Annotated in this window: 13 protein-coding genes; 3 read left to right on the plus strand and 10 right to left on the minus strand. The window is 66.0% G+C overall.

What is annotated here, in order from left to right:
• Positions 1–45: 45 nt before the first annotated feature.
• Genes AC1VV3_RS03315 through AC1VV3_RS03345 form a run of 7 tightly spaced genes read right to left on the minus strand, consistent with a single transcriptional unit; the run spans position 46 to position 5,316 of the window.
• On the minus strand, positions 46–726 hold the full coding sequence (locus tag AC1VV3_RS03315; RefSeq protein WP_314465503.1) for an NAD(P)H-binding protein: 681 nt from the start codon (positions 724–726) through the stop codon (positions 46–48).
• Entirely contained in the window at positions 719–1,879 is a 1,161-nt protein-coding gene (locus tag AC1VV3_RS03320; protein WP_132263043.1) for a deoxyguanosinetriphosphate triphosphohydrolase, read from the minus strand. The genes AC1VV3_RS03315 and AC1VV3_RS03320 overlap by 8 nt, the downstream gene beginning before the upstream one ends.
• A 42-nt stretch (positions 1,880–1,921) precedes the next feature.
• A complete protein-coding gene (locus AC1VV3_RS03325; RefSeq protein WP_132263045.1) occupies positions 1,922–2,239 on the minus strand; it encodes a hypothetical protein in 318 nt (105 codons plus the stop codon).
• 25 nt (positions 2,240–2,264) lie between these two features.
• Positions 2,265–3,677, minus strand: a complete 1,413-nt coding sequence (locus AC1VV3_RS03330) for an NAD(P)(+) transhydrogenase (Re/Si-specific) subunit beta (RefSeq protein ID WP_132263047.1) — start codon at positions 3,675–3,677, stop codon at positions 2,265–2,267.
• Positions 3,677–4,012: a proton-translocating transhydrogenase family protein gene (locus tag AC1VV3_RS03335; protein ID WP_314465512.1), complete on the minus strand. Its 336-nt coding sequence runs from the start codon at positions 4,010–4,012 to the stop codon at positions 3,677–3,679. Before AC1VV3_RS03335 ends, AC1VV3_RS03330 begins: the two co-directional genes overlap by 1 nt.
• Before the next feature lie 41 nt (positions 4,013–4,053).
• Entirely contained in the window at positions 4,054–5,187 is a 1,134-nt protein-coding gene (locus tag AC1VV3_RS03340; RefSeq protein WP_431567018.1) for an NAD(P) transhydrogenase subunit alpha, read from the minus strand.
• A gap of 3 nt (positions 5,188–5,190) precedes the next feature.
• Positions 5,191–5,316 carry an aa3-type cytochrome c oxidase subunit IV gene (locus AC1VV3_RS03345; RefSeq protein ID WP_132263053.1) on the minus strand — a complete coding sequence of 42 codons (126 nt, stop codon included), beginning with the start codon at positions 5,314–5,316 and terminating at the stop codon, positions 5,191–5,193.
• 22 nt (positions 5,317–5,338) lie between these two features.
• Here AC1VV3_RS03345 and AC1VV3_RS03350 point away from each other — a divergent pair, with 22 nt between their 5' ends.
• Both AC1VV3_RS03350 and AC1VV3_RS03355 read left to right on the plus strand, forming a co-directional pair.
• Positions 5,339–5,521, plus strand: a complete 183-nt coding sequence (locus AC1VV3_RS03350) for a hypothetical protein (RefSeq protein WP_132263055.1) — start codon at positions 5,339–5,341, stop codon at positions 5,519–5,521.
• A 69-nt stretch (positions 5,522–5,590) separates the two neighbouring features.
• Entirely contained in the window at positions 5,591–7,015 is a 1,425-nt protein-coding gene (locus AC1VV3_RS03355; protein WP_314465516.1) for a sigma-54-dependent transcriptional regulator, read from the plus strand.
• A gap of 97 nt (positions 7,016–7,112) precedes the next feature.
• Here AC1VV3_RS03355 and AC1VV3_RS03360 read toward each other — a convergent pair whose 3' ends face one another.
• Positions 7,113–7,499 carry a hypothetical protein gene (locus AC1VV3_RS03360; RefSeq protein ID WP_243654071.1) on the minus strand — a complete coding sequence of 129 codons (387 nt, stop codon included), beginning with the start codon at positions 7,497–7,499 and terminating at the stop codon, positions 7,113–7,115.
• A 323-nt stretch (positions 7,500–7,822) separates the two neighbouring features.
• Here AC1VV3_RS03360 and AC1VV3_RS03365 point away from each other — a divergent pair, with 323 nt between their 5' ends.
• A complete protein-coding gene (locus AC1VV3_RS03365) occupies positions 7,823–8,569 on the plus strand; it encodes an SDR family NAD(P)-dependent oxidoreductase (RefSeq protein WP_132264131.1) in 747 nt (248 codons plus the stop codon).
• Positions 8,570–8,573: 4 nt separating this feature from the next.
• On the opposite strand, the gene folP is transcribed toward AC1VV3_RS03365, so the two are convergent.
• Positions 8,574–9,683, minus strand: a complete 1,110-nt coding sequence (folP, locus tag AC1VV3_RS03370; RefSeq protein WP_431567019.1) for a dihydropteroate synthase — start codon at positions 9,681–9,683, stop codon at positions 8,574–8,576.
• A gap of 109 nt (positions 9,684–9,792) precedes the next feature.
• Positions 9,793–10,926 carry a site-specific DNA-methyltransferase gene (locus AC1VV3_RS03375; RefSeq protein ID WP_132263061.1) on the minus strand — a complete coding sequence of 378 codons (1,134 nt, stop codon included), beginning with the start codon at positions 10,924–10,926 and terminating at the stop codon, positions 9,793–9,795.
• Positions 10,927–10,972: the final 46 nt, after the last annotated feature.

A 10,972-nucleotide genomic window follows, 5' to 3' on the forward strand; every position in this document is an offset into this window, starting at 1 on the left:
GCATCATAATTTCCACCGATAGCCGCGAGGCCGACGGTGGGGCCTTCAGCGCAGGACCGCCGCCATGGAATCGTGCTCATGAACGAAAATTCCAGGTGCCTCCTCGCCGCTCAGCGCGAGGATGACCTGCGCGAGGCGCACGGCCGCGATGGAGCGGAACCGGCGCAGCCTGGCATGGAAAACCAGCAGATCTGCCAGGGGAGCGATCACCTGCCCCGCCATTTCCAGCGGACGATCCTCGATCCGCCGCCCGCGCAACAGGCCGGGCCGCAGGATATCGAGCCGCGCGAAGCCCAATTCGCCCAGGGCCTTTTCCACTTCGCCTTTCGTGCGCAAGTAGAGGTTGGTGCTTTCGGCGTCGGCACCCACGGAGGAGACCAGGATCATCCTGTCGATCCCGGCCGCGCGGGCTGCTCGAGCCGTCTCCAGCACGAGGTCATGGTCGACCGCCCGAAACGCCTCGTCGCTGCCGGCCGCCTTGCGCGTGGTGCCCAGAGCGCAGACGAGAACGTCGCCATGCGCGGCCTCGATCAGCGTCGGCCACTCGCCGGTGCCGCCGACCAGGATTTCCAGCCGCGCGCCCGCCGGCAAAGGCACTTCGCGCCGCGCGACGCCGATGATGCGGACATCCGGACGCCGGATGCTTTCCTCGATCACCGCAGCCCCGACCAGACCACTCGCGCCGACGAGGCAGAGACGCCGCGCGGCCACGATCGTATCAGACATTGCGCAGCCCTTCCGGGGTGCTGCCATAGATCTGGGCGTGGCAGGAGATGGCGTAGCGGTCCGTCATGCCGGCGATGTAATCGGCGATGTGGCGGCTGCGGGCCGGTTCGTGGCGGGGCAAGCCGTCGATCCAGCTTTCCTCCATCAGCACCGGCTCCTGCGAATAGGCCGAGTAAAGCTCCGCCAGCAGCGCCCGCGCACGACGCGCCGTTTCGAGTTGCTCGGGATGGTAGTAGAGCTTCTCGTACATGAAGCGCTTGAACTGCCGCTCCCCCTCCTCGACCTCGGGCGAGAAGGCCACCAGTTGGCGACCGGCAGAGCGCACCTGATCGATGCTATCGATGCCGACCAGCCGCTTCTGCGTCTCGTCCAGCAGGTCGTTGACCATGAAGCCGATCTGGCTTCGGATCAGTTCGGCGAGCTGGCGATCGCGCGGAACACCGGGATAGCGGCGTTCCACGTCGGCCCAGCGCGGCACGATGAAAGGATGGGCGAGCAGTTCGTCGAGATCGAGAAAACCCGCGCGCAGGCCGTCGTCGATGTCGTGGTTGTCGTAGGCGATGTCGTCGGACAGCGCCGCGACCTGAGCTTCGAGCGAGGCATAAGTGCCCAGTTCCAGGCCATAGGCCGCGTCCAGTTCCGCCAGCGCCCAGTTCGGCTCGGACACCGGTCCATTATGCTTGGCGAGGCCCTCCAGCGTTTCCCAGGTCAGGTTCAGCCCGTCATGCTCGCAATAAGGGCTCTCGATCCGCATCAGGGTGCGCAGGCAATTGGCATTGTGATCGAAGCCGCCCGCCTTGTGGAGCGCGGCGTCGAGCGCTTCCTCTCCGGCGTGGCCGAAAGGCGGGTGGCCGATATCATGCGCGAGGGCGAGGGCTTCGGTAAGGTCTTCGTCGAGGCCGAGGATCCGGGCGATCACGCGGGCGACTTGCGCCACTTCCAGGCTGTGCGTCAGGCGCACGCGGTAGTGGTCGCCATCGGGCGCGATGAACACCTGGGTCTTGTAGCGCAAGCGGCGGAAAGCGATCGAATGCACGATCCGGTCGCGGTCACGCTGGTAGGGGCTGCGCTGTCCGCGCGGCAGACCGGTGTCCACGGGGAACTCGCGGCCGCGCGAGCGAGCCGGATCGGAGGCGTAAGGTGCAAGGGTCAAGCTGAAGTCTTTCCCGAAAGCAGGCTTGCTCTCGGCGCCCTACTAGCGAGCAAGACCCGTCTTGCACAAGGCCGCCGAGGAAGTGGTCACGAGAATGGCCTGGCTGTCGTTCACGGCTTTCACGCCGCGAACCCAGGCTCCCGGCGTTTTCTTGTCGCCTTCCAGTTTCTGCAGCTTGATCAGCTGCAGGATGCCCAGCCGCTTCACCATGCGCTTCGACATGCAGGTGGCCACGCGGTCCGACATCCCGGCCTCCACAAGGGCCGTGCGCAGGCGCCAGCCGGCATAGAGGTGGACGCCGAAAGAGAGCACGGCGACCAGGCCGACGAGCAGAAGGGCAGACTTGAGGAAGCGCAACATGGCAGCGCCCTATAGGGCGCCGCGATCAGTCCGCCAGCGCTTTCACGATGTCCTCGACCATCTTCTTGGCATCCGCCAGGAGCATCATGGTCTGGTCCATGTAGAACACCTCGTTGTCCACCCCGGCATAGCCCTGCCCGCCCATCGATCTCTTGATGAAGAAGATGGTCTTGGCCTTCTCTACATCGAAGACCGGCATGCCATAGATCGGCGAGCTTTTGTCGGTCTTGGCGGCGGGGTTCACCACGTCGTTCGCGCCGATGATGAAGGCGACGTCGCACTGGGCGAATTCGCCGTTGATGTCCTCCAGTTCGAAGACTTCGTCATAAGGAACGTTGGCTTCCGCCAGCAGCACGTTCATGTGGCCGGGCATGCGGCCCGCGACCGGATGGATCGCGTATTTCACGCCGACGCCGTGCGCCTTGAGCCGGTCCGCCATCTCGCGAAGGACATGCTGGGCCTGGGCCACCGCCATGCCGTAGCCCGGGATGATGATGACGTTCTCGGCTTCCTTCATCAGGAAGGCGGCATCTTCGGCCGAGCCGCGCTTCCACGGCCGGTCCGATACGGCAGCGCCGCCGCCTGCGCCGGCCTCGGCGCCGAAGCCTCCGGCGATCACCGAGATGAAGCTGCGGTTCATCGCCTTGCACATGATGTAGCTCAGGATCGCACCCGAGGAACCCACGAGCGCACCGGTGATGATCATGGCGGTGTTGTGCAGCGTGAAGCCCATCGCCGCGGCGGCCCAGCCCGAATAGGAATTGAGCATGGACACCACCACCGGCATGTCCGCTCCGCCGATCGGGATGATGAGCAGGAAGCCGATGGCAAAGCTGAGGAGCACGATCGCCCAGAACAGCGCGGGCGTGTTCCAGTGGAACAGACCGACGAGCACGACGATGGCCACCAGCGCCGCAAGGTTGATGACGTGCCGGCCCGGTATCAGGATCGGCGCGCCGCTCATGTTGCCGTTGAGCTTGGCGAAGGCGATCACCGAGCCCGAGAACGTCACCGCACCGATGGCGACGCCCAGCCCCATCTCGATCCGGCTTCCCTTCAGGATGTCCAGGCCGCCCGCTGCGAGAATGCCGAAAGCGGCGGGATTGTAATAGGCCGCGATGCCGACAAGCACGGCAGCCAGGCCGACCAGCGAGTGAAACGCCGCGACAAGCTGCGGCATCGCCGTCATCTGGATCCTGCGCGCGATCACGAAGCCGATGCCGCCGCCGATGGCAATCGCGCCCAGGATCTCCGGCAGGCTGGCGATCTCGTGCGTCAGCAGCGTGGTGGCCACGGCGATGGCCATGCCCAGCATGCCGTAGCGATTGCCCGCGCGGCTGGTGGAGGGAGACGATAGCCCGCGCAAGGCGAGGATGAAGCAGATGCCCGCAACGAGGTAGGCGCCGGCGACCCAGGGGTTCAAGGCATGGGCCTCCATTAGCGCTCGCCTCCCGCCTGCGGGGACGGGGGAGCCTGCTTCGCCTTGGCGGCCGGCTTGTCCTTCTTGCGGTACATTGCCAGCATCCGCTCGGTGACGGCAAAGCCCCCGAAGATGTTGACGCTGGCCAGCACCACGGCCCCCAGCCCGAGCCATTTCGCCAGGGGCGATCCCTGTGCCGCGCTCGCCACCAGCGCGCCGACGATAATCACCGAGGAAATCGCATTGGTCACCGCCATGAGCGGCGTATGCAGGGCCGGCGTTACCGACCAGACGACGTAGTAGCCCACGAAGCAGGCCAGCACGAAGATCGACAGGATCGAGACGAAGTCCATGAACTCGCTAGCCCCTTTTCAGCGCCCTTCCGGCGCGCTTCTCATCCGAGCAGCCGCTCGTGGACCACTTTGCCACCCTGCGTCAGGCGGATCGCATTGCCGATTTCCTCGTCCAGCACGGGCTTGCCCAGATCCTTGTCCCAGAATGCCGAGAGGAAATTGAACAGGTTGCGCGCGAAGAGCGCCGAAGCGTCGGCGGGAAGCTGCGCGGGCGTGTTGGAATAGCCGACGATCCTGACGCCGTGCCGCTCCACCACCTGATCGGGAACGCAGCCCTCGACATTGCCGCCCTGCGGAGCCGCGAGATCGAAGATCACGCTTCCCGGTTTCATCGTGGCGATCTGCGCGTCGGAGATCAGGCGGGGTGCGGCGCGGCCGGGAATCAGCGCCGTGGTCACGACGATATCCTGCTTGGCCAGATGGCTGGATACCAGCGCGGCCTGCGCCTGCTGGTATTCCGCGCTCATCTCCGTGGCATAGCCGCCCGAGCCTTCGCCTTCGATGCCGCCGACGGTCTCCACGAAGATCGGCTTGGCGCCCAGCGAGAGGATCTGCTCCCGTGTTGCCGCCCGCACGTCCGTCGCGGAGACTTGCGCGCCCAGGCGCCGCGCGGTGGCGATCGCCTGGAGACCGGCCACGCCCACGCCCATGACGAAAGCCTTGGCGGCGCTCACGGTGCCGGCCGCGGTCATCATCATCGGGAAAGCGCGGCCATAGAGGTTGGCGGCCACCAGAACGGCTTTGTATCCGGCGAGATTGGACTGCGAGGACAGGATGTCCATCGATTGCGCCCGCGTGATGCGGGGCATGAACTCCATCGCCAGAGCCTCCAGCCCGGCCGCGCCGTAGTCCGTCACGCGCTGGCGCTGCACGAAGGGATCGAGCGCCGCCACCACCCAGGCGCCGGGCGCAACCGGCCCCAGCAGGGCGGGATCCGGTCCCTGAACCCCCAGAACGATGTCTGCGCCCGCCAGAACCTGCTCGGCCGATCCCAGTTCGGCGCCGGCAGCCTTATAATCCGCATCGGCGATGCTTGCCCCGAGCCCGGCCCCGCTCTCGACGGCCAGCGCCGCGCCCAGCCCGACAAGCTTGCGAACCGTTTCCGGCGTGGCCGAAACCCGCGTCTCGCCGGATGCGCGCTCCCGTAGGACGGCGATCCGCGTGCCTTGCGCCACGGATTACCGAGCGATCAGGCTGACGACGAAAGCCACGATAACGACGATGATGCCCGTGCTCCAGGCCGTGACCTTGACGAAGCCGTTGTAGGTTTCGGTCGCCGCCTTGATGTCCTTGCCTGAAGCCATGAAACGGAATCCTCTGTGATTATTGCTGTTTGATCCGGGATATTTAGCGTTGACGGCCCTTGCGCTCAAGTGCGAAGCGGCGATGTCTTGCATTGATCAAGAAGCGCCGGGCATGCTCAAGTTCGATGCCGAACCTGCGCTTTCGAAGCGCGGCACGGCAAACTTTGCACGGACCGTCTTTTCGATGAAACGAGCGGAGCCTTAATTTCGTCTTTACCGGTATCTTCTAGATCCGGATCGTAACACCAGGGAGGCGACACGCGCGGGCATTATCATGGCGGAACAGGAACAACGCCTCCTCATGCTCATCGACGATGAGCCGGCGCAGAGCCGTCTGATCTCGGCGCTCGCGGCGCGGGAGGGCTGGCGCACGGTGATCGCCCGCGATTCCGAGACCGCCATCGCGACACTCGGCACCCGCCAGGGCATGCAGCTTTCCGCGATCATCCTGGACCAATGGGTGCCCGGCGACGATGCCTGCGCCCTGATCGCCGAGCTAAAGTCCCGCCGCCCCGCCCTGCCGATCCTGATGCTGACGGCCAGCACCTCGCCGCTCCTCGCCGTGGAAGCGATGCGCGCCGGAGCGGCAGACTATCTCGTCAAGCCGGTCGCGCCGGACCGTCTCATGCATGCGCTCCGCTCCGCCACGACCCGCGAAGCGCCGCGTGACGAACTTGCCCCGCTGACCGAGAAAATGCCCTCCAACCCCGATTTCGAATCGATGATCGGGGCCGCACCGAACTTCCGCAAGGCCCTGGCCGTCGCTGCCAAGGCCGCACGCGGGCACGGCCCGGTACTGATCGAGGGCGAGACCGGTTCCGGCAAGGAAATGCTGATCCGCGCGATGCATGCGGCCAGCCCGCGCGCCAAGTCTCCGCTGCGGATCGTCAACGTTGGCGGCCTGCCTGCAAACTCCATCGAATCCGCCCTGTTCGGGCACGAAAAGGGCGCTTTCCCCGGCGCTTTCGATCGCCAGATCGGCGCCCTGCAGCACTGCGACGGCGCCACCCTGGCGCTCGACGAAGTGGACCGCCTGCCGCTCTCGGTGCAGGAGCGCCTGCTCGAATCGATCCGCAAGAGCGACGTGCGCCCCATCGGCGCGCGCCATTCCTTCCGCATCGATGCGCGCCTGATCGCCGCCAGCAACCTCCCGCTTCAAGACCTGGTGACTGAAGGCCACTTCCTGCCCGAACTGCTGGAAGCGCTTTCGCCCACCAAGGTCAGCCTGCCGCCGCTGCGCGAAAGGACGGGCGATATCCCCGCCCTCGCCCGCTTCTTCCTGGCCCGCATCGGCGAGCAACCGGGTCTGCGCGAACTCGGCATAACGGACGGCGCGCTTTCCCTGCTGGCCGCCTACGATTGGCCGGGCAATGTCCGCCAGCTCCAGGCCGTGCTGTTCCGCGCCGCGGTCTTCTGCGACGGCGACGCGCTGACTTCCGAGGATTTCCCCCAGCTCCTGAACATCCTCGGCTCCGGTCCGGCCACGGCGTCCGGCAACCCGATGCAGGAAAGCTCGGGCGTCATGCTCTACACGCCTGACGGCAACTTGCGCCCGCTGGACGAGATCGAGGCCGACGTCATCCGCCTCGCCATCGGCCTCTATCGCGGACGCATGACCGAAGTGGCGCGGCGGCTGGGCATCGGGCGCTCGACGCTCTATCGCAAGCTGGGCGAACTCGGGATCGACAACGCGGCCTGAGGCTGCGGGGAAACCGACGCCGATGCCGGGCTGATGCCCACGCGAAAATGCCGGCGAGCCTCGGGCGCGCCGGCATTCCGGTTTCGATGGAGCGAAGTTACAGGTTCTCGAAGTAGACCTGCGGCACGCGATACCCGCGCTTGCTCATATAGCTCACGTACTTGCCGCGTTCCTTGTGCAGCTCGGTGCCGTATTCCTCCCAGGCATCGCGCTGGTCCTCGATGTCGGTGGCACGGCGCAAGTCGCTGGTGAGCTCCTTCTGGCTCTCGTTCACATTGATGCGGTAGTCGTACCACTTGCTGTTCTGGACGCCGCCGATCGGATTCTGGATCACCAGCGACTCTTCGTGGCGGGCGACCTGCTTCTCGTACATCATCGGCTGCACGGCCATGGCCACGGCCGGAACGACAAGCGCCGGAACGGCGACGAGCGCAACGAGAGCCTTGGTGGGGCGGATGGTGCGGGTGTTGTTGGTCTGCTTCATGGGAAGGTTCCCTTTCGCTTGACGACGCGGGCTCCATTGCCTGCGTTTGGAAGTGCAACGAGCGTACCCGCCGTTTTCCTCCCGCCCTTGGGACGAAACGGGCCGCTGCCGGGACGCATTGGTGCTTGCGTTCACGGGTTCACACTCCGCCGCAGGCCGGTTCATCGCGGAGCAAGGCGCCGTTCATCTGGCCGCCAGATTTGTCGCCGTTTTCAGGCATCTCCGGCTGCCGGTTCACGCGCCGCGCTTTGCAAAAAGGTCATCCGGCATAGCGAGAACCCGGCCGCCGCTGCCGCGTTGAGCCGGTGACCGAGGAGACGAAGATGATGGATTTCAAGGACAAGGCCGGAATCGTGACGGGTGCAGCTTCCGGCATCGGTGCCGCCGTTGCGCGCGAACTGGTGAACCAGGGCGGCCGCGTGGTGATCGCCGATTTCGATGAGGAAGCGGCGCGCGCGCTCTCGCAGGAACTGGGGCCGGAAAGCACGGCCGTCTTCCGGCTCGATGTGGCCGATCCCGCTGCCAACGAGGCGCTGGTCGCCTTCGCTCTCGGGACGTTCGACCGGCTGGACTTCGCCGTGAACAACGCCGGGATCGGCGCGCCCTCCACGAAGCTGGCGGATATTCCGCTCGATTCCTGGTCGCGGGTGATCGATGTGGACCTCAACAGCGTGTTCTACGCCATGAAATACCAGATCCCGGCCATGGTCGCGCGCGGCGGCGGCTCCATCGTCAATATGGCCTCCATCCTGGGCGCGGTGGGCTGGGCTGGCTCCGCGGCCTATGTCACCTCCAAGCATGCCTTGCTGGGCATGACCAAGGTGGCGGCGCTCGACTATGCCGATGCCGGGCTGCGCATCAACGCGGTGGGGCCGGGGTTCGTCTCCACGCCGGCGCTGGAAAAGACCATGACCGAACAGGAAATGGCCGGTCTGGCCGGCAAGCACGCGCTCAACCGCCTGGCACGGCCGGAGGAGATCGCCATGGTCACCAGTTTCCTGCTGTCCGAGCGGGCCTCCTTCGTGACCGGCACGTACTATCCGGTCGACGGCGGCTACCTGGCGATCTGAACCGTCACGCCATCTGCGCGAAGTCGGTGAGAGCGGCATCGCGCAGCCCCCGCCAGACGCGGGCGGCCTGGACGGTTTCCGCCACGTCATGGACGCGGACAATGTGCGAACCCGCGTCCATCGCCTTCAGCGCCAGCGTGACCGAACCACCGAGCCGCTGGTGCGCGGGCGCCTCGTTCGAGAGCGCACCGATCATGCGCTTGCGGCTGGCCCCCACGAACAGCGGATGGCCAAGCCCATGGAACAGGGCCAGGCCGTTCATGAGCTGAAGGTTCTCGGTAAGCGTCTTGCCGAAGCCGATGCCGGGATCGAGCAGGATCTTCTCAGGGGCGATCCCGGCCGCCACGGCCTTGTCGCGGCAGGCGCCCAGCCAGTCGAACACGTCGAGCACGACATCGTCGTAGCGGCCGTCCGCGTGAAGATCGTCCCCATCGCCCGGCGCATGCATGAGCACCACCGGCGCGCCCGAGGCGGCCGCGAATTCGAGGCTGCGCGGATCGTGGCGCAAGGCGGAGACGTCGTTGATGATGTGAGCGCCGGCCTGCAGCGTCGCTTCCATCACTGCCGGGCGGCGCGTATCGACGCTGATCGCCGCGCCCATCGCCGCCAGCCGCTCCACCATCGGCACGACGCGCTTCAGCTCATCGCCTTCCCAGACCGCAGCCGCACCCGGCCGCGTCGATTCGCCGCCGATGTCGATCATCGCCGCGCCGGATTCCAGCATGGCGGCAGCATGGTCGGCGGCGATCTGCGCATCGTCGAGGAAGGCACCGCCATCGGAAAAGCTGTCGGGAGTGATGTTGAGGATGCCCGCGATCTGGGGCTGCTCCAGCCGAATCGAGCGGGCCCCGCAGATCAGCGTTGCATGGACCTTGCGCAAGTTCGACCACTGGAGTTCGGCTGCGGCGCCAAGATCGGCCGGAAGCGCCGCCAGCGCCTCACCCGCCTCTGCCGCGCCGAAGCGCCTGCGCGAGAGCACCTGGCCGTTTTCCCGCACGATCAGCGCGAAACGGCTGGCCCATGCCATCGACCCGCCGAGACGGATCGCATCGCCCTCCTCGCTCTGGGGGCTGTCGGCAAGGGCGATCGGGCGAATGTAAACGGTTCGGGTCATGACCGCCCCTTAGCCCGGTGGCGCCCGGCGCAGAACAGGATTTACAGGTTGCCCGATTACCTCTGGCTAATCGGGCGATAGGTCTCGGCCAGTTGCGCGGCCGAAGTCCTCATGGTTCGGTGGCGAGCAGATAGAGCTGGCGGATCGCGTCGATCGGCTTGATCTGGCCTTCGTGCTCGAGGTGCCAGTACGTCCAGCCATTGCAGGAGGGCGCGCCTTGCAGTTCCTTGCCCACGCCGTGGATCGAACCGTTCAGCGCGCCGCTCACCAGCGAACCGTCGGCACGGACCAGGGCTTCGAAACGGCCCTTCTTGTCGGTAAGCCGGGTGCCGGGAGCGATCCAGCCGGTTTCGATCAGCGTGCCGAACGCCACCTTCGGCGCGCTGCGCTTGGACTGCATGGTCTTGAGCGTCGATTCGTCGAGCGGCAGCGCCATCTCGATGCGTTCCAGAGCGGCCTCGCGGTAGTCGCCTTCGCGCTCGCAGCCGATCCACTCGCGGCCGAGACGCTTGGCGACGGCCCCCGTGGTGCCGGTGCCGAAGAACGGATCGAGCACGACATCGCCCGCATTGGTGGTGGCCAGCATCACGCGGTAAAGCAGTGCTTCCGGCTTCTGCGTCGGGTGAACCTTGCGGCCGCCCTTCTTCAGGCGCTCGGCGCCGTTGCAGATCGGCAGGACCCAGTCCGAACGCATCTGCAATTCGTCGTTGAGCGTCTTCATCGCGCGGTAGTTGAAGGTGTACTTCGACTTCTCGCCCATCGAGGCCCAGATCAGCGTCTCGTGCGCATTGGTGAAGCGGGTGCCCTTGAAGTTCGGCATCGGGTTGGCCTTGCGCCAGACGATGTCGTTGAGGATCCAGAACCCCATGTCCTGCATGATCGCGCCGAGGCGGAAGATGTTGTGGTACGAACCGATCACCCACAGCGAGCCCTCGGGCTTGAGCACGCGGCGGGCCTCGGTCAGCCAGTCACGCGTGAACTGGTCGTAGACGGCGAAGCTGGAGAACTTGTCCCAGTCGTTGGTGACGGCATCCACATGGCTGCCGTCCGGACGTGAAAGGTCGCCGCCGAGCTGGAGATTGTACGGGGGATCGGCGAAGACCATGTCGACGCTGGCGTCGGGAATGGAGCGCATCGCCTCGATGCAGTCACCCGGGATGATCTGGCCAAGGGGCAGAAGTTCCTTCGGCGTCGGCGCCGGTGCGCGCGCGCGGATCTTCTGCTTGACGAGTAGCTGGCCCATGTATGCTCCGGGAAATTTGAACTGTGGATTGACTCCCTAGTGAGTC

It is taken from the genome of Novosphingobium sp. BL-S-34 (genome assembly GCF_056857015.1).